General features: G+C 73.1%; 19 protein-coding genes and 1 pseudogene. 1 reads left to right on the top strand and 19 read right to left on the bottom strand.

Features of this window, described 5'->3' with window-relative positions; genetic code table 11:
* Positions 1-58 precede the first annotated feature (58 nt).
* The 18 genes from ACH41F_RS34825 to ACH41F_RS34740 all read right to left on the bottom strand — a co-directional run bounded on the left by ACH41F_RS34825 (position 59) and on the right by ACH41F_RS34740 (position 15,979).
* A complete protein-coding gene (locus tag ACH41F_RS34825) occupies positions 59-736 on the bottom strand; it encodes a dTMP kinase (protein WP_391237970.1) in 678 nt (225 codons plus the stop codon).
* Complete coding sequence (locus tag ACH41F_RS34820; protein ID WP_331724600.1) at positions 730-1,560, bottom strand: inositol monophosphatase; 831 nt, start codon at positions 1,558-1,560, stop codon at positions 730-732. The genes ACH41F_RS34825 and ACH41F_RS34820 overlap by 7 nt, the downstream gene beginning before the upstream one ends.
* On the bottom strand, positions 1,557-2,126 hold the full coding sequence (locus ACH41F_RS34815; RefSeq protein ID WP_331724599.1) for an AAA family ATPase: 570 nt from the start codon (positions 2,124-2,126) through the stop codon (positions 1,557-1,559). Before ACH41F_RS34815 ends, ACH41F_RS34820 begins: the two co-directional genes overlap by 4 nt.
* Entirely contained in the window at positions 2,123-3,019 is an 897-nt protein-coding gene (locus ACH41F_RS34810) for a nucleotidyltransferase family protein (protein WP_391237974.1), read from the bottom strand. The genes ACH41F_RS34815 and ACH41F_RS34810 overlap by 4 nt, the downstream gene beginning before the upstream one ends.
* Positions 3,016-4,155: a hypothetical protein gene (locus ACH41F_RS34805; protein ID WP_391237977.1), complete on the bottom strand. Its 1,140-nt coding sequence runs from the start codon at positions 4,153-4,155 to the stop codon at positions 3,016-3,018. Before ACH41F_RS34805 ends, ACH41F_RS34810 begins: the two co-directional genes overlap by 4 nt.
* Positions 4,152-4,985 (bottom strand): hypothetical protein, encoded by an 834-nt coding sequence (locus tag ACH41F_RS34800; RefSeq protein ID WP_391237980.1) that lies wholly within the window; start codon positions 4,983-4,985, stop codon positions 4,152-4,154. Before ACH41F_RS34800 ends, ACH41F_RS34805 begins: the two co-directional genes overlap by 4 nt.
* A complete protein-coding gene (locus ACH41F_RS34795) occupies positions 4,978-5,766 on the bottom strand; it encodes an HAD-IA family hydrolase (RefSeq protein WP_391237982.1) in 789 nt (262 codons plus the stop codon). Before ACH41F_RS34795 ends, ACH41F_RS34800 begins: the two co-directional genes overlap by 8 nt.
* Positions 5,763-6,467, bottom strand: coding sequence for a ribulose-phosphate 3-epimerase (locus ACH41F_RS34790; RefSeq protein WP_391237985.1), 705 nt, complete (start codon positions 6,465-6,467; stop codon positions 5,763-5,765). Before ACH41F_RS34790 ends, ACH41F_RS34795 begins: the two co-directional genes overlap by 4 nt.
* Complete coding sequence (locus ACH41F_RS34785) at positions 6,455-7,318, bottom strand: hypothetical protein (RefSeq protein WP_391237988.1); 864 nt, start codon at positions 7,316-7,318, stop codon at positions 6,455-6,457. The genes ACH41F_RS34790 and ACH41F_RS34785 overlap by 13 nt, the downstream gene beginning before the upstream one ends.
* Before the next feature lie 42 nt (positions 7,319-7,360).
* A complete protein-coding gene (locus tag ACH41F_RS34780; RefSeq protein ID WP_391237990.1) occupies positions 7,361-8,188 on the bottom strand; it encodes a TIM barrel protein in 828 nt (275 codons plus the stop codon).
* Positions 8,189-8,265: 77 nt separating this feature from the next.
* Entirely contained in the window at positions 8,266-8,970 is a 705-nt protein-coding gene (locus tag ACH41F_RS34775) for a 7-cyano-7-deazaguanine synthase (RefSeq protein ID WP_391237993.1), read from the bottom strand.
* Positions 8,971-8,984: 14 nt separating this feature from the next.
* Complete coding sequence (locus ACH41F_RS34770) at positions 8,985-9,596, bottom strand: phosphoribosyltransferase family protein (RefSeq protein ID WP_391237997.1); 612 nt, start codon at positions 9,594-9,596, stop codon at positions 8,985-8,987.
* Positions 9,593-11,647, bottom strand: coding sequence for a hypothetical protein (locus ACH41F_RS34765; protein ID WP_391238000.1), 2,055 nt, complete (start codon positions 11,645-11,647; stop codon positions 9,593-9,595). The genes ACH41F_RS34770 and ACH41F_RS34765 overlap by 4 nt, the downstream gene beginning before the upstream one ends.
* Positions 11,644-12,294 (bottom strand): HAD family phosphatase, encoded by a 651-nt coding sequence (locus ACH41F_RS34760; protein WP_363005106.1) that lies wholly within the window; start codon positions 12,292-12,294, stop codon positions 11,644-11,646. Before ACH41F_RS34760 ends, ACH41F_RS34765 begins: the two co-directional genes overlap by 4 nt.
* Complete coding sequence (locus ACH41F_RS34755; protein ID WP_391238003.1) at positions 12,291-14,114, bottom strand: AMP-binding protein; 1,824 nt, start codon at positions 14,112-14,114, stop codon at positions 12,291-12,293. Before ACH41F_RS34755 ends, ACH41F_RS34760 begins: the two co-directional genes overlap by 4 nt.
* Before the next feature lie 38 nt (positions 14,115-14,152).
* Entirely contained in the window at positions 14,153-14,785 is a 633-nt protein-coding gene (gene folE, locus ACH41F_RS34750) for a GTP cyclohydrolase I (protein ID WP_331724586.1), read from the bottom strand.
* A gap of 52 nt (positions 14,786-14,837) precedes the next feature.
* Complete coding sequence (locus ACH41F_RS34745) at positions 14,838-15,572, bottom strand: radical SAM protein (RefSeq protein WP_391238007.1); 735 nt, start codon at positions 15,570-15,572, stop codon at positions 14,838-14,840.
* Positions 15,569-15,979, bottom strand: a complete 411-nt coding sequence (locus ACH41F_RS34740; RefSeq protein WP_331724584.1) for a 6-carboxytetrahydropterin synthase — start codon at positions 15,977-15,979, stop codon at positions 15,569-15,571. The genes ACH41F_RS34745 and ACH41F_RS34740 overlap by 4 nt, the downstream gene beginning before the upstream one ends.
* 267 nt (positions 15,980-16,246) lie before the next feature.
* Here ACH41F_RS34740 and ACH41F_RS34735 point away from each other — a divergent pair, with 267 nt between their 5' ends.
* Complete coding sequence (locus tag ACH41F_RS34735; RefSeq protein ID WP_371558649.1) at positions 16,247-17,569, top strand: XRE family transcriptional regulator; 1,323 nt, start codon at positions 16,247-16,249, stop codon at positions 17,567-17,569.
* Between the two features lie 51 nt (positions 17,570-17,620).
* Here ACH41F_RS34735 and ACH41F_RS34730 read toward each other — a convergent pair.
* Positions 17,621-17,842: pseudogene (locus tag ACH41F_RS34730) on the bottom strand (DUF6302 family protein); the annotation flags it as partial.
* Between the last annotated feature and the right edge of the window lie 4 nt (positions 17,843-17,846).

The raw sequence follows: 17,846 nt of genomic DNA, 5'->3' as shown, positions 1-17,846 counted from the left end.
GCGGGGTACTCCGTGACGTCTGGTGGTCGGCGGTACGGGAAGAACGGGTCGGTTCGCTCTACTGCATGGAAGAACTGTGTTCGGCCGGGGCGGGTATCGGGACGCGTTCGGCGATCGCGTCGACGACGGCCTGGTGGACCTGTTCAGGTGTGAGTCCGAGGACGTCGACGGTGACCAGGCCCGGATCGTTGGCGGCGAGGTGGCCGTAGGCGTCGTGGACGTGGCGCAGGAAGGCGTGCTGCTCGGCGGTGTAGGGCTGGCCCTCACGGCGGGTGGCCCGGGCGATGGCCTCGTCGGCGGGCAGGCGCAGCCACACGGCCACGTCGGCTGGCGGCCCGGACATCACGGAGACGGACCGCAGCCACCCGATGCCGTCCGCAGGCCGGCCGGGGTGTTTCTGCAGGAGGGTGGCGAGGCTGTACGACTGGATGGTGTGGATGCCGCGGTCCTCGATGACCGCCTGCCCGGCCGTGAGGGCGGGGGCGATGTGCGTGGCGACGGTGTTGGTGCGGATCGCGGTGGCGAGCATCGTGTCGGTGACGATGTTGCCGTGCCGGGAGAAGGGGTCCCCGCTGGCGAAGAGGTCCAGGAGCGTGCTGCCCAGGGTGTCCTCGGTGCGGGTCAGGTTGTCGGGCAGGTAGTTGACCGGCACCTGCTCGCGGGTGAGGTGGTCGGCGAGGAGCCGGGACTGCGTGGTTTTCCCGGCGCCGGGAAGTCCCTCGAACGCGATCAGCATGCCGGGCTCCCCGCTGTGGCCGCCCACGGGGTGCCCGTGGTGGTGGCCGCGACGATGTCGAGAACGGCGTCGCGCAGGCCGGGCGCCGTCGCGATGGTGGTGAGCGAGTCGGGGGTGTGCGGGCTGCCGTCGGTGTCCGTGACGACGGCGCCGGCCTCGCGGGCGAGGACGACGCCCGCGGCCATGTCCCAGTCGTGGTTGCCCAGGGTGATGGTGGCGTCGAGGGTGCCGTCGGCGACGAAGGCCAGATCCACGGCGGCGGACCCGAGCATGCGCACGCGCTGGGCCTTCTCGGCGAGGTGGGCCTGGATGGCGAGGGCGACGCGGTTGCGCTCGGGGCCGTCGGGGCCCGTTCCGTAGTCGCCGACGGCGATCATCGCCTCGGGCAGCGTGCTGGTGCCGGCGGCGCTGATGCGCTGGCCGTCGCGGAAGGCGCCCAGGCCCTGGGCTGCCCAGTAACGGCGGCCGATCAGGGGCAGGTGGATGACGCCGAGGACGGGCACGCCGTGGTGGACAAGGGCGAGGGAGATCCCGCACAGCGGCAGGCCGCGGATGAAGTTCGCGGTTCCGTCGACCGGGTCGATGATCCAGTGGGTGTCGGCGTCGGTGTCGCCGCCCTCCTCCTCGCCGACGAAGCCGATGCCGGGCGCGCCGTCCAGGAGAGCCTTGCGGGCCTCGTGTTCGATGGCGAGATCGACGTTGGTGACCATGTCGCGGTCGCCCTTGGCGGTGATCAGGTCCGGGGTGAGGTCGCGTAGCTGCTGCTCGGCCCGTTCGGTGACCGAGCGGGCGAGGTCGAGCAGCGCCGGGAGGTCGGGGCTCATGCGGTGAGGGCTCCCTTCGGAGCGGGTCGGGTGGGCGGGTGCTCGGCCATCAGGTAGGCCAGGGCGGTGCGGGTGCAGTCCGGGACGGGGGCGCTGGTGTCCAGGCGCAGCGCGGGGACGGTGATCGGCTCCGCGGAGGCTTTGAGCCGTCGGTAGAGGTCGGGGTCACGGTTGGCGGCCGGGTGGGTGCCCGCCTGCGCGTCTCGGTTCAGGCGGGCGGCGGCGACGTCGTCGGGGCAGACGCATTCGATGATGCGCAGCGGCCGGCCGGTCTCCTTGGCCAGCCGCTGCACGTCCTCGACCTGGTAGCGGCGTGAGCAGGTGCGCCCGTCGAGGACCACGGCCGCGTCCGGGTGTTCGCCGAGGTGCCGTCCGGCCGTCAGGTGCATGACGTGGATGCAGAAGTCGTCCTGTTCCCGGGTGTAGGCGACCAGGTGCGGGCCGAACAGCGCGTCGCGGATCCGGTCCTTGTCGAGCAGCAGGGTCTTCGGGCCGAGTGCGCGGGTCAGTTCCCGGCCGAGGGTGGTCTTGCCGGTCCCGGGCAGGCCGGCCAGTTGCACGATCACCGGGCGACCTCTTCTCGGCCCGGCCCGCCGCCGGCCACCGGCGGCGGGCCGGGAACCAGGTCGGGCAGGTGGCTGTGCAGCACCGCCCATCCTGCGCGGAGCGGCTCCGAAACCGCCGCCACGGCTTCGCGCGAGGAGCCCGGGGCGGCCAGGGCGAGGCGGGCGGCGTCGGCCAGACCGGACCAGCGCGGGCGTGCGGCGAGACGGGCGAGAGCGTGCGCCAGCGCGTCCGCCCGGGCGAGGACAGGCAACGCCTCTCCACCGTCGCCTGCGGCCTCGGTCCGGGCAAGAGCCGCCCGTACGTCCGCCGGGTCGGCGGTGTGGCCCAGGCCGGTGGTGATGTCGATGCTCACGGTGGGCGTCAGCGCGTCCCCGGTGGTCCGCCGGCGCGTGTGCGCACCGCGGCCCGGCTGCGTGAAGCCGAGCTCGGCCAGCACCTCCAGGGCCGCGTCCCGGTCGGCGGCGTCGACCAGGAGGTCGATGTCGGTGAACTGCCGGAGCCCGCCGGGCGGGTACAGGGCGGTGTCGTACGCGAGTCCGTTGAGCACCGCGACGGGCACGTCCCGGCCGGTGAGCGCCCGCACGATTCGGACGGCTTCGCCGCGGTGGAGCCGGTTGTGCAGCGTGTTGGCGCGCGCGATCTGGCCGAGGACGGAGCGCATCGGACGGGACAGGCTCGCGTCCGGGGGGCCGCCCAGGAGACGGTGGGCCAGCAGGCAGACCAGTTTGGCGTCGATCGCTGCCTCCAGCACCGCGCCGAGCGGGATGGAAGCCGGCGCGGACGGGCGGATGTTCGGGCGGGGATCGCACAGCCACCGCAGGGCCGCTGCGGCCGGCCCGTCTCCTGCGGGCGGCGGCGGCGTCGCGGCGGTGGGCCTGGCGGGGGCGTTCACCCGTGCACCTCCGCTCCCGTGCCGAGGAGGCGGCCGACGGTGTCGGCGAGGGCGGCCGGGTCGGAACCGGCGTGGATCCGGTAGCAGGGCAGTTCGGCCAGGGCCTCGACCACGCGGTTCAGGTTGCCGCCGGTGATGGCCGGGTCGGGTGCGGGCCACAGCCAGTGGTTGATGTGGGAGCTGGGCCTGCGGCCGGGGTCGGTCATGAACAGGCGTGTGTGCAGCAGCTCGTCGCGGGCCTCGGCGCCTGAGACCGGCTCGACGTGCACCGTGGTCCGGTCGGGGTCGAGCTGGGGGAAGAGCAGCATGGCCGGGCGGACCGAGCCGAGGACCTGGCCGTCGCCGGACAGCAGCCGGTCGAAGTCCCACGGCTCGATGGGCACCTTGGGCCGGCTCCACCACCGCTGTTCGGCGGGCACCGTGCGCTGGGCCTCGGGGACGAGGCCGGCCAGGTGCGGCAGGGCGGCCAGTGTGCCGATGCCGGCCCGCAGCCGCGCGGGCCACACGTACCCGGCGAGCCCGCCCTCTTCCTCGGCGCGCAGCAGCAGCCGGTCGTTGGTGACGTAGTCGGCGCCGAGGCGGTGCAGGCCGGCGAGCAGGGTGGTGGTCTTGCCGCGGCCGCGGTGTCCGGCGATGACGACGCCGCGCCCACCCAGGGAGAAGGCCGCAGTGTGCGCGTAGACCGCGCCGTTCTCCAGGAGCTGGGCGGTGATGGCCTGCCGGGGCAGTCGCGCCGCCCAGTGCAGCGCCGCCTCCTCCTTCGCGCAGCGCACGGTGATCGTCGCCTGCTGGGTGTCGGTCACGATCAGGGTGTGCAGCGCCTCCACCCAGAAGGCACGGCCGCCGGGCCGCGCGAGGACGGCGGCCGTCAGGCGGGGCCCGATCTCGACCGTGGGCGCGTCGGTGAAGCCCTCGACCTCCTCGTACGTCGGGCCGCCGTCGACCAAGAGGTCGATCTGCCAGTGCGCGAAGTCCGGGCCGGTCTGCTCGTAGGCGTACAGGGTGCCCGTGGCGTGGGTGAAGGCGGCCTTCGAGTTGGTTCGCAGGCAGACGCTGGCCTCGGCCTGAGTGAACGTGGTCTCCCAGAGACGGCCCGGCTGCTGGGCGGGGACCTGGTCGGTGGCGGGGGCCGTCACGGGCGGTCTCCTTCCGGCCGGGGCTGCGCCTGGGGCAGGTGCGTGCGGGCCGCGTCCACCAGCCGGGACATCCGCTGGGCGCAGGCGGAGGTGTGGAGGGCGACGAGACTGTCGGGGCCGACCGCCTCGCGCAACCACGCCGGCTCGACGGCCCGCACACCGCGCCCCCAGTGGTCGCGGCCGCGCCGGGACCCGGTGAGGGTGAAGCCGGCCCCGGCCCGGATCGCGGTGATCTCCACCGGCGCGCTGGAGCGGTACTTGACCTCGGCGTGCTGGGCGGCATGCCGGCTGGTGTGCTGCTGCTCGGTGCCGGGCAGGTCGGTGTAGATGTTGAACACGGTGGCGGGGCCGTCCAGGACCGAGGTCTGGTGCCAGGCCCCGAACGGCACGGCGACCAGGTCGCCGGGCCCGCACGCCTGCCAGTTCAGCACCGGGGTACCGGACGGGTCGTGCCAGGCGGTGATCATCAGCACGCGCCCGGACAGGACCTCGAACACCTCGAGCTGGGCCGGGGTGTTCCAGTGGCCGATCGAGCGGTTGAGTTCGCCGCCGGGCAGCCGGCCGGGCCGGTAGACGCAGAGGTCGGCGAACCACTGGGCGCCCAGGGCCCGGGTGGGTGGGAGGATGTCGCGGTGCGCGGTGTAGAGCACCGGGTCACTCCCTCCCTCGCGGGCGGCACGGGCGGCGCTGGGGTCGGCCAGGTAGCAGGCCGGCGCCCCGTTCGCTGCGGTGGCCAGCAGGTCGGACAGGTGCCGGTCCGCTCCGTCGCCCGCGGCGCTCAGGAGGGCCGTGCCCGCGGCGGGGCCGGGGCCGGTGGCCAGGTCAGTCATGGGAAGCACTCCGTGAGATCAGCTCCGCCAAGGCCGCGCGGCACGAGGAGACCAGCAGGTCCGGCAGCTCGGCGAGATCGGCGAAGTCGGGGACCTGGGGCCGGGAAGCCTTGCGGCGGGGGTTGTAGTGGATGGCCCGGCATCCGGCGCCCAGGGCACCGTCCACATCTGTGAGCAGGTCGTCGCCGACGTGGACGACGCGACCGGGCGTCATGACGGCCCGCTCGGCGACGGTGGCGAACACCTCGGGTCGGGGCTTGGCCACTCCCAAGTCGCCGGAGAACAGCAGGTCGTCGAACCGGTCGAGCAGGCCGAGATCGGACAGCAGCTGCCGGTGGACGTCCGGCGGCGTGGCCAGGGTGTTGGACGTCAGCACCAGGCGCCCGCCCGCGGCCTTGATCGCGTCCAGGGCCTCGCGCGCCCCGGGGATCGGCTGCGGGCAGGCCCGCAGCACCGCGTGCGTGTGCACCGCGAGCAGCAGCTTCAGTAGATCGGGCGCATCCCGGTCGATGCCGAGCTCGTCGAGCACCGCCCCGACCTGAGCCTCGACGCCGGGCTGCGCTCCGGCCATCCGCTGCTGGTGCGCCGCCTCGGCCCGGGTGCGCCCCACGATCTCGCTCAGCGGCTCCGGCGCCGGGCGGTGGCCGTAGGCGTGAAGGACGCGGCCGAACTCCGTGATCCGCCAGGCGTCCGCGGCCTTCCGGTCCCCGTGGGTGATGAGGGTGCCCCACAGGTCGAGGCTGACCGTCCACCCCGCCAGGGGCAGCACGGAGCCGTTCACCGGGCACCTCCGTGCGGGCGCGCGGAGGTGGGCTGGCTGCGGATCCACGCGGCGGTCGCGGCCGGGTCGTCGCTGCCGAAGAGCAGCGAGCCCGCCACGACGCCGGTGGCCCCGGCGGCGACGAGGTCGGGCACCGTGTGCTCGCGGATCCCGCCGTCGGCCAGGAGGGGGATGTCCGTGCCGCGCCGGTCGAGGATCTGGCGGATGACCCGCATGCGGTCCAGGGCCTCGGGGACCATGCCGGTGCCCTTGGTACCCAGCGGGGTGCCCACCATGGTGACGGCGTCGACGGATTCGAGGAGGTCCTCGACGTGCTCGGGGGCCAGGTCCAGGGTGAGCGCGAGACCGGCCGCCTGGCCTCCGGCACGGATGCGGCCGATCGCCTCCAGCGCTCCGTCGGCTTCGGCGTGGACGGTGATCAGGTTCGCGCCGGCGTCGGCGAACGCCGCGGCCAGCTGGGCCGGACGGTGCGCCATCAGGTGGACGTGGAACGGAACCTCGGTGCGGGGGCGCAGGGCACGGACCAGGTCGGGGAAGAAGATCGCGTCGGGGGTGAAGGAGGTGTCAGAGGCGTCGATGTGGAAGGAGTCGGCGTACGGGCCGATCCGCTCGACCTCGGCGGTCAGCGCTCCCAGGTCGGCGGACCACAAGGAGGCGTCGATGATCGTCCGCTCGCGCGGGCGGTCGGTCAGGAAGGACACAGGGCACTCATCTCGTCGAGGTCGCGGGGACGGGGCGCGGGCAGCGGGGCGCAGAGCCGGCCGGTGATCGCGGCGGCCATCTCGGCGGCCACCTCCGGTGCTTCGCGCAGGTCCACCCGGATGGGCAGGACGCGGGGGTGGTGGGCGTCGAGCACCCGCCGGTAGGCCGCCGAGTAGCAGGGGAGGAACAGCAGGCGCTCGATCGCGGCGGGGTTGCCGCCTCCCCGGCCGCGGGCGATGGCGCGTTCGCGGGCCAGCGGCCAGGGGGTGTTGAGGAAGACGGCCAGGTCGGGGTGGAGGAACCAGGGCGCCACGATGTCGAGCAGACGCTGCAGGGTCTCGTCGGCGGGCGCGTCGGGCTGTGTCTCGGTCAGGACGGTCAACGCCCAGGCGATCTTGGAGTAGACGCCGTGGTCGATGATGACGACGTCGTGCTCGGCCAGGGCCGGCTCGTAGAACGTCTGGTGCTGGTGGGCTTCGCGGCACAGGCGCAGCAGGACGTCGACGGTGGCGTGGTGGGCGTGTGCGTAGCCGCCGGCGCCGGTGCGGGAGCGCAGGGGCTGGGCTTCGAGGACCTCGGAGAGCCGGCCGATCGTGCCGGGGCGGGGCCCGTAGTGGAGGACGGCCACCGTGAAGCCCGCGGCCCGCAGCTGTTCCCCGGCCAGTTCGGCGGTCGTGGTCTTGCCCGCGCCCCAGACTCCTTCGGTGCTGACCAGGAGCCCGCGCGGGCCGTCGAGCCGCCACACGGGGGCGCGGTCGGCGGACGGGCCGGGCGGGCCGGCCACGGTGGCGGGTACGGGGGCGGCATGGTGCGGGGGGCCGACGGCGCTGCCTTGCGTGCCGGGGCGCATCGGGTCTCCTCTCCAGGTGGTTGATGGACGGGATGCGTGGGGTCAGCCGCGGGCGGTCAGGGAAGGCAGCCAGTCGAAGTCGACGGCCGCATCGCGGGTCGGCTCGTACTCCAGGCCGATCCAGCCGTCGTAGCCGGAGGCGTCGATGCGCGAGAAGAAGTCCGGGTAGTCGAGGACCCCAGAGCCGGGGCGCCCGCGTCCGGGGGTGTCCGCGATCTGGAAGTGCACGATGCGCCTGGCGTGGCGCTTCAGCAGGTCGGGGATGTCCTCACCGTTGCGGCCGTGGTGGTACAGGTCGCACAGGAACCCGGTGTTCGACAGGCCCGCGGCGTCGTTCACGCGGTCGGCCATGGCGACCGTCGCGTCCGCGTTGCCGAGCGGGTAGTCGGGGGCCTCCTGGCGGCTGATGGTCTCCAGGACGACCGACGCCCCCACCTGGTGGGCGGCGCGGGCCGCCAGGACCAGGCTCTCCAGGGCGAGCTCGTCCTGGGTGCCGGGGTCGGTGTCCGGCTGCTGGTTGCCGTAGAGGGCGTTCAGGACGCGGCAGCCGGTCCGGTCGGCGAAGGCGACGGTGGTGTCGATGCTGTCGCGGAACTCGGCCGCGCGGCCGGGGACGGACAGCAGTCCGCGGTCGCCGGCGCGCATGTCGCCCTCGATGAAGTTCATCGCGACCAGCTGCAGGCCGGCGTCGCTCAGGGCGCGGGCCAGGGCGTCGACGTCGCGGTCGGCCGGAACGGGGGAGTCGAAGGGCCACCAGATCTCGGCGGCCGTGAATCCGGCGGCGGCTGCGGCGGCGGGGCGCTGAAGGAGCGGCAGGTGGCCGTAGAGCATGGACAGGTTTGCGGCGAAGTTCAGGGTGCCGGTGTTCATCGTGGTCGGTCTCCGTCCGGTGGTTGCACGGCGAGCCGCCGTGCAGGTCTGGGGGAATGGATGGGCGAGCTGTGCGGTCAGGTAGCTGCGCCGACCGTCTTGAGGGCGGCGAAGAACTCCTCGGCCCGGTGCTCGGGGTAGGTGCCGTCGCGCATGGCCCGCAGGTAGTAGCTCTGCACGCGCTCCCACTCCCATGGGTTGGCGGCGAACTCGCCGGTGATCTGGTTGTTGGCCAGGGCGATCCAGCGGCGAAGGCAGCTGGAGCAGCGCCCGCAGTGCACGCGCCGCCCTCTCGGTTCGAAGCAGGACAGGGTGTCCAGCAGGTCTCGTACGGGCAGGCCGGCCTCGACGTACCAGCGCACGACGTCGGTCTTGGTCATGTCCCAGAACGGGCTGTCGACCTTGATCGGGCGGCCGGCGAACTCCGAGAGGACTTCGCTCATCCGCGCGAAGGCGTCGGGGCTCTTGTCGAGCGTGTGGTCACCCCTGACGCCGACGCACCAGATGGTGTCCGCCTCGTAGTTGGAGGCGAGCATCGCGAAGTAGATGTTGCGGAACGGGATGAGAGGGCGGGTGTCCCAGGCGGACAGGTCCAGCGCGGTGCTGACCGTGAGGTCGATGCCGCACCGCTCGGCGAGCTCGCGCACGCACTCCAGCTCGGCTTCGCGGAAGTGGTGGCGGATGTCGAAGTACACCGCGGGCGGTTTGCCCAGGTAGTGCCAGGCCGGGAAGGAGTCCAGGCCGGCGGAGTACAGAAGGATCGACTTGCCCTCGTCGCTCATCGGGTCTTCCCCTTTCAGCTCGGGTCGCGTTCGGACGGGGAGGCCGCGCCTTGTTCGGGCACAGGGTCGTCTCCGGCCGTCGGGGTGGTCGCGGGGGCGGGGGCCTTCGGCCCGTTCTCCGTCTCCCAGGGGAAGATCACCCAGGTGTCGGTGTGCTCGGCGATGTAGTCGATGCGCTCCTCGGGGGCGGCCGGGCCGGGCCAGTTGGAGCGGTTGACGGTCAGCACTGCCATGCGCAGCCGCCGGACGCCGAGCGCCTCGACCATCCGGCGGGTGCGCTCCAGCGTCGCTCCGCTGCCGGCGATGTCGTCGACCAGCAGGACGTCCCGCCCGGCCAGGTCGCCGAGGGAGGCGGGGTTCTTGGTGGCCGGGGCGCTGGTCTTGGCCGCGTTGACGCCGTCCGTCTCGGTGTGCGTGACCTCGATCGTCCGGACATCGCGGATGCCGAGCTGATGGGCGATCATCACGGCCGGGATCATGCCGCCGCGCATGATCCCGAGGACGGTTTCCGGCAGGCCGTCGCCGCTCGCCTGCTCGGCGAGGTCGCGGGTGAACGCCTCGATACCGCTCCAGGCCAGCCGTATGGGCGCCGGTGTGGTGACGGGCGGGATGGTTGTGGTGGTCACGGAAGCTGCTCCTCAGGGTGGACGCCCGGCGTGCTGGGCACGCGGACCTGGTGCCAGGCGGGCAGGAAGCGGTCGACGATCAGGGCCCAGACGCGGTGGACCTCGGGCTGAACCTTGGCGGGGACGGTCATCTCCACCTCGGCCGCGCCGACGGCGCCGGGGAGGTGGTGGGCGGCGAGAGCGTGCCGGCCGCGGTCACGCAGCTGCACGGTCAGCCACACCCCCGGCGCCGTCCCGGGCAGGTCCACGGTGACCCTCAGGGCCTGGCCGGGTACGAGCTCGTTCGGCGTGTGAACGCGGACGGCCGTGTGGGCGGGCGTGGTGGGACGGTCTGCCACCAGGCCGCAGCGCGGGCAGGCCACGCGGATCCGCTCCACGGCACCAGGCGCGGGCCCGGACCACACGGTCCGTTCCAGCGGGCCGCGGCAGTATCCGCACCGGTCGGCGCCCGTCGGCCCGTGGGCCGGGGTGTGGGCGGCGGTCGCGGCGTCGGTGAACTGGTCGAGCATGCCGAAGCGGGAGTGCTCGCTCATCTCGGACAGGGCCTTGGCCCAGCCGGTGGCGTGCCGGTCGAACGCATCGGGCAGGCCGGGTAGGGGACCGTACCCGGCGCGCAGCGACTTCTGGACGAGGTGCAGCGCGGCGAGGGCGCTCTCCCGGGCGGCTTCGCGATGACGCCGCATCACCTTGAGCCCTTCGACCACGCGGGACTTGGGGCGGTCGGCCGCCATGGCCCAGGCGCGCAGGTTGTCCTCGAACAGAGCGCCGGCGTCGAGGGAGGTCAGCCAGCCGGTCAGCTCCGTACGCAGCCCGAGCGCCGCCCTGTGCCCGTCGGCGACGGCCACCAGGTCCTCGGGTTCGTGCCAGATCCCGTCCCGGGTCAGCAGCCCCGGCGGCCCGCCGGGGCCGGGGAGGGTGAGGAAGGCCGGGCGCCGGCCGGGCCAGGGGGTGAGGACCGGCGCTGTGCCGGGCGCGGGCGGTAGAGCGCAGGTCTGTTCGGGGTCACCGAGCAGCAGGTATCCGCTGGCCCGCCCTGCGGTGTCGTTGAGGTCGGCGGTGACGGCACCGGCCGGGCGGGCGGCGGCGAGCAGCCGGCCGGTCAGGCGCGGCTCGGCGTGCACGGGCAGGTCCTGGTGCACCATCCCGATCACCGCGGCCGGATGCCCTTCCAGGGCGGCGTGGGCGAGGGACACGCTGGAGGGGTAGTGCTCGTGCGGGTCGAGGATGAGCGCGGTGCACACGAACAGCGCGAGCGTCCGGCACGCCAGGTCACGCAGCAGCAGCGGGGTGAGCGCGCCGCCCGCCCGGCACCGCTCCGGGGTGCAGCCGCCCGGCACCGGCTCGCCCGAGACAGCGAGTTCCCGATCCCCGGTCAGCCCGCACACGCTGTAGGGGCCGAGGAGAGCGTGCGATCCGGAGCCATGGGCCTCCACCACGGCGGAGCGCCACCGGCCGCCGACGGCGGTGTCCAGGGCGGTGCGCTCGTCGAGGTGCCGCCCGGTGCGGGCGGTGCCGGTGAGCCCGTCCAGCAGTACATCGGGCTCCTCGGACTGCGGGGTGCGGGCGGCCAGGATCTTGGCGAGCGAGAAGGCGACGCCCGGAAGGTCGATGCCGGTCAGCAGCCCCACGCGTACCGAGCGCTCGGACCAGGTGTGCAGGAGAGGAGTCAGAGCGGCCAGGGAGCATTCGCCGGCGGGAGCGGTGAGCAGCACGCTGCCGCCGTCCGAGACCGGCACCGTGCCGGCGCCGCTCAGCTCGTCGACCGGTACGAAGCCGCGGCCCAGGACGCGGGCGGCGCGCCGGGCGAACGGGCCGGCCGAGCCGACGCCGACCACGAGGCGTTCACCGGCCGGGCCGGGTGCGGGGGCGAGGGGCGGCTGCGCGCGGTAGAAGGCGGCCACGTTCGCCCAGCGGGCGGCCCGCTGCGGGTCGGCCGGCCGCAGCAGCGCGATCCGCCCGTCGTCCAGGTGCTCGCCCCATGCGGTGAGATCGTCGGCCCAGCAGAATCCGTTGGGCAGCTCTGGGTCCGTGATCGGGTCGGGGGTGGTCATCCGCAGTGTTCTCCCTTCGTGTCCGGCGTGGGTGCGGGCAGGGTGATGCCGCATGCGGCGAGGTCGGCAATGAGCCCGGGGACGGAGAGGAAGTCGACCGCGTGCAGCCCGACATGCCGGGCGGCGATGACATTGGTGGGGTTGTCGTCGGCGAAGAAGATCTCTCCGGCGGCCACGCCCATGGCCTCGATGGCCAGCCGGTAGGCCACCGGGGAGGGCTTGATCACGCCGAGGTCCGCCGAGTTGATCAACGTGTCGAACGCGTCGAACCCGAGACGGGCCAGATCCGCCTCCAGCCCGCTGGTGTTGTTGGTGAAGATGCCGACGGGGATGCCCTGGGCGCGGACGGCCTTGAGGACGGCCACCGCGTCCTCGTCCAACTCCCCGGGATCCTGCGCCCACACCTCCACGGCGGCCCCCGCATCGGGACCGAACTCGGCCACGAGTTCGCCCCGGACGGCCTCCAGCCAGTCCTGGTGGGTGTAGACGCCGTAGTTGGCCAGCGCGAACGCATCCTTGTAGGCGATGCGGCGCAGCGTGCCCGGCGGCAGGCCGACCGCCTTCTCCGCTTCGGCGCGGCCGTTTCCGCGGAAGTGCAGAAGGACTCCGCCCAGGTCGAACAGGGCGGCGCTCACGCGCGTGCTCATGACGGCTCCCGGGCGGTTAAGGCCAGCGCGCGGGCGAGGAACGCGGGCGTCGGCTGGGCGGTGAAGTGCGTGAGCGGGATCTCGAGACCGAAGGTCTCGTTGATGCGGTGCAGGAGCTCCACGCACGCCAGGGAGTCCCCGCCGCAGGAGAAGAAGTCGGTCGTCGCGGTGGCCGGTTCGGCGCCGGTGGCTTGCCGCCACCAGACCCGGACCGTGTCCGGCAGCTCCACGGGCGGGCCGTCCGCGGCTGCTGCCGGGGCGCTCTTGTCCGGCTCGGCGGCCGGACCGGCGCCGGGGAAGGCCAGGGCGGCGATCGCCTGCACATCGGGTTTGCCGTACCCGGTCAGCGGGAGCGAGGGGTGAAGGTGGATGCGGGCGGGGACGGCCGTCGAGGGAAGCAGGCCGGCCAGGTGCGCGCGCAGTGCGGCCTCGGTGACCCGGCCGCCGGGGACAGCCGCGTGCAGGGCGAGGACGTCCCGGCCCTCGGCCGGCTCGGCGAGCGCCGCCGCCGCGGTCACGCCGTCGAGGGCCAGCGCGGCGGCTTCGACTTCCTCCGGCTCCAGGCGCACGCCGCCGAGGTTGAGCTGCCGGTCGATCCGGCCCGCATACACCAGCTGTCCGTCCGGGCGCCGCCACGCCCGGTCGCCGGTCCGGTACACGCGTACCGCCCGGCCACCGATCGTGAGCGTGGGGAAGGCGTGGGCCGTACGGTCGGGCAGGCCCGCGTAACCGTCGGCCAGTCCGACACCGGCGAGGTGCAGGTGACCGGGCTGCCCGTCGGGCACGGGCTGGTCGTGCTCGTCGAGGAGGAAGTCCTCCACCCCGGGCACCGGCCGGCCGAGCGGAGCGGGCTGGTCGTCGGCCGTGATGTGAGGTGCGACGTGGGTGGCGATGGTCGCCTCGGTCGGACCGTACGCGTTGGCGACCTGGTGCCGGCCGATCCAGTAGGCGAAGCGGGCCGGGTCCAGCGCCTCGCCGCCGACGACGAGCAGCCGCAGCTCGGGCAGCGTCACCTCCGGTAAGGCCGCGAGCATGGTCGGGGTCAGCGTGGCCACGGTGACCTGCTCTGCGGCGAGCCACCGGACCAGTCCGATCCCGGGGACCCGCTGACGGCCGTGGGGAACGGACAGGGTTCCGCCGATGGTCAGGGTCAGCAGGGTCTCCCAGAGCACGACGTCGACCGAGGCCGCCGCTAACTGCGCGATCCGGTCCTCCGCCGTGATCCGGTACAGATCGGCGAAGGCGGTGATCCGGTGGGCCAGTCCGCTGTGGGGGAGCACCACGGGTTTCGGTGCGCCCGTCGAACCGGAGGTGTGCAGGATGCACGCGGTCCGGCTGCTGGCAGTCGAGGCGTACTCCGCGCGCGGTCCGGGCAGGTGACCCGCCTCCGGGAAGGTGACGGCCGGTATGTCCTCGGGCCACCAGCTCGGAATCGCCCCGCCGCTGTGGACCAGGAGGTCCGCGCTGCTGGCCAGCAGGCGGAGCCGGGCCGGCGGGTGGTCGAGGTTGACCGGCACCGCCGCCGCCCCGGCCCGCCAGATGCCCAGCAGGCATCCCACCCAGTCGGTGCCCGGCGCCAAGCCGATCGCGACCCGCAGCTCTCCGCCGTCACGGGCGGCGGCCGAGACGACGGCGGCCACCCGCCCCGCCCGCTCCCACAGCTCCCCGTAGGTCACCCTCTCGTCCGCCGAGCGCACAGCGCAGGCGTGGCCGCGGGCCTCAACCTGCCCGGCGACCGCGGACAGCACGGAGCCTGCCGTAGGGCCGGTCGGCGTCTCGGCGCGCGGAAGTGTGTCTTCCGCGGCCGGTGACGTGGACATCAGCTCACCTCCTTCCTGGTCTGCTTGCCGGTTCGCGTTCAGGCCGCGTTCCACTGGGCCGCGGCGAGGAACTGCTGGTTGAGCACCGGGTCGGTGCCGAACCGGCCTCCGGTGTGCAGCGTGGTGGTGCGGGCGGCCTCCATCCGTACGCCGCGCATGCTCATGCACAGGTGCAGCCCGCGTACGGCGACGGCGACGTCCTTGCGCCCGATCACGCCGGTGAGGTGCTCGGCGACCTGCTTGGTGAAGCGTTCCTGGACCTGGAGACGCCCTGCGAAGTGCGCGGCGATACGTCCGAACTTCGACAGGCCAACCACCTCGCCGTCGGGCACATATCCGGCCGTGACCTGCAAGTTCATGGGCAGCATGTGGTGCTCGCAGAGCGCCCACACGCTCATGCCGCCCACGACGACCAGCTGGTCGCTCAGCAGGGGTTCGCTGAAGCAGGTGACCGACGTGGCGTCGTCCGGGGACAGGAAGTCGCTCCACCAGGCCGCGACGCGCTCGGGGGTGTCGATGAGCCCCTCGCGGGCGGGATCCTCGCCCAGCGCGATCAGGAGCTGGGAGATCAGGTCGGCGACTCGGGCGGTGTCGATGTCCGCGGCGGGCTGGCCGGGAACGGGAAGGGCGGCGCCCAGAGGGGTAAGGGGGCCGGCCGTGGAGGTCGTCATGGGCTTCTCTCGCTTCCGGGGACTGGGGAACGGAGGGGACGGAACGGGGGGATCAGCGGCCTCGTGCGTCTGCGAAGGCGAGCACGTGCAGCCGGGTGGTGAGGTGCCAGTGCCGGGCCGCGACCGCGTCCGCGAGAACCCGGGTCGTGGCGGTGATCGCGTCGGCGGTGGTGCCCTCGGGCATCACCCACACCGGTGCGAGCCGGTAGGAGTCGGCGAGCTCGGCGATGCGGTCGAGGTCACCCGCTGAAGACGCGACGAACTTGAAGGCCGCCCTCCCGGACGCCACGAACGCCTCCAGCGCGGCGGGCACCACGCTCTTCGCTTCGTCCATGCCGAAGCTGGCGATCTTGGGTGAGACGTTGAAGCGGATCCCGTCGACCAGCAGCTCGCGCACTGGCGCGATGGTGCCGTTCGTCTCGAACTCCACCCGCTTCCCGGCGGTCAGCAGCGTCTCGACGAGCGGAACCAGGCCCGCCTGCTGGAGCAGCGGCTCCCCGCCGGTGATCACGACCAGCTCCACCGGCGAGGACGTGGCCCAGGTCACGAGGTCGGCCACCGTCTGCTTCGTCGCTTCCTTGCGAGGGTCGAACTGGGACCAGTCCCACGTGTACTTCGTGTCGCACTTGGTGCAGCTGAGGTTGCACCGGGACAGGCGGATGAACAGGGCGGGGTGACCACCGCTCGGGCCCTCGCCCTGGAAGGTCGGAACCTCGACGCCGAAGCGCTCCGCCACGATCAGATGCACCGCGGTCAGGTCGATGCCGACCGGCCTGGAGATGGTCACTGGGCGGCCACATCGAAGCGGGCCCAGCTGCGCGACGTCTCGCGGACGACGACGGCGACCAGGCGGCCGGGGATCGTCGGCTGAACGTTCTGGATGAACCAGCCGGCGAGGAACTGGGCCAGCCGCTCCGAGGTCGGCTCGAAGGGCAGGATCTCGTGCAGGTTGTGGTGGTCCAGCTCGGCGTCCAGGAACTTCTTGAACGGGGCGAGCGCGCCGAAGTCCGTGACGAAGCCGGGCTCCTCCAGCGTGGAGGCGGTCAAGACGATCTCCACCTCGTAGCTGTGGCCGTGCTGGCGCGCGCACTTGTGGTCAGGCGGCAGCCCGGGGAGGCAGTGCCCGGCCTCGAAGTCGAACTTCTTGCCGATGGTGAAGCCACCGGTCGGAAGCGGAACGGAACCGAGGTCCATGATCACCCTTCGTGAGTCGCGTGGTGGGCGGCTCGAGCCGCCAGAGGAATTCCCACAGAGCCAGGTCCAGCAGGGGCGGGCTCTGGCGCACAGGGACGCCGTGAAGACGCGGAGCCGAGGTGATGCGCCACAGCGACCGAGATATCGCTGGGGTGATCGAGTGTCGGCCAACTGTGCGCGCTGCCACAGCGGTTGGCGGGAGTCCCGCGGGAGTCCCGCCGCCTTCGGCAGTACGCTCAGGCCGTGCCTGCCTGATTGGATTTCGTCGTGGACGAGGATGAGCGCACACCCCACCCGCTGGCCGCAGTCCGCATCGCGCGCGGGTTCAACCGTGTGGAGTTCGCCGAGGCGATGCACGGCGCTGCTCGCCGTCGCGGACTTCGCTCCGGCGTCGACAAGGCCCGGGTGCGCAAGTGGGAGGTGAACGGCGTACGGCCCGATGCCGTCTCCCAGACCTACATCGCGGAAGTCCTGGGCCTCCCGGCCGGTGACGTCGACCCTGCTGCCTGGCCCGCCTGGCTTCCCCGCGTCGACCAGGGTGTCGTGCCGCTCGGCCCCGCCAACATCGTGCCCGCTCTGCGAGAGGCCCTGCACACCATGGACCGCCGAACCCTCCTCAGCGCCATCCCCGGATCCGCGCTCGTCATCCTGGCCGGAAGCTGGGCTGGCACCCAGCCCGTGGCCCTCGCCGCCGGCCCCTCCCGCCCGGGCGCCGCGGTGGGCGAAGACGTCGTCGCCCTGCTGGAGGAGACCAGCGCCCGCCTCAACACACTGGCCACCGAGCAGCGCCAGCACATCGCGCCGCTCTACGACGCCCACCTCGCCCGCGTCACCGACCTGATCGAAGGGCAGCGCTATACGCGCCCCCTGGGAGTACGCCTGCACAAGCTCGCCGCGAGCCTCTCCCAGACGGTCGCCTGGATCCGCTTCGACCATGGCCAGCATGGCGCCGCCAGCCGGTACTGGATCGCCGGGCTGCACAACGCTCACGCCGGCAACGACCGGGACATGGGCGCGGCCCTCCTCAGCGACCTCGCCTACCAGGCCTCCTGGCGGGATGACCCCACCACCGCCGCCGGCATCCTCACCAAGGCCCTCAGCCGCACCACCCACCCCGCCGCCGGCTCGCTGCTGCACCTGCGACTGGCACGCGCCCAAGCCGCGCTCGGCGAACGCAGCGCCACCCTGCGCTCCCTGAACGCGGCAGAACGCCTGCTCAACGCCGGGGACACAGACGACACCCCCGCTTGGTGCTCGTGGATGTCGACCGCCGACCTTGCGGTCGACTCTGGTCGCTGCCTGCTCGATCTCGGTGACACCACACAGGCGCACCGCCTCATCGCCGAGGGCCAAGCGCTCCTGCCGGCCAGCCGCGACAAGACGCGCGGGGTTTTCCTTGCGTACCGGGCGCAAGGCCATCTCAGCCGTCGCGAACCCGAAGCAGCAGCCGCCGACGCCCTCGAAGCGCTCCGCCTGGCCGAACGGATCGGGGCCCCGCGATGCGTTCAGCTCGTCCGCGATCTCGCCCCCGCCTTCACCCCCTACCGTACGGCGCAGGGCGTGCCTGAACTGCTGCACGCCGTCGCGTAGCCCGGGCCGGCGCCGCAGGGCCGCCCGGATGCTTACGACATCGGGCACGGTATCCACCGACAGGTAGCCGCCGTGGCGGTTGCTGCCGGCGGGCACCGCAAGGAGTGCGGCGCCGTCCACCTTCACACCAACCGCGCCGTCCGAGGTCCGGATCGGCGAGGCATTCCCAGAACCAGGCGTACTCCTCAGCGCACTCTTAGGGTGAAGGGTGGCAGAGCGGAGCGGCGATGTGCGCCAGCGGGAAGCGGGGCATAGAAGGCGCGGGCCTCGCATCGTA

Origin of the sequence: Streptomyces sp. NPDC020489 (genome assembly GCF_044386545.1) — a bacterium.
Taxonomy (GTDB): domain Bacteria; phylum Actinomycetota; class Actinomycetes; order Streptomycetales; family Streptomycetaceae; genus Streptomyces.
This window is presented reverse-complemented; position numbering and strand designations above follow the sequence as displayed.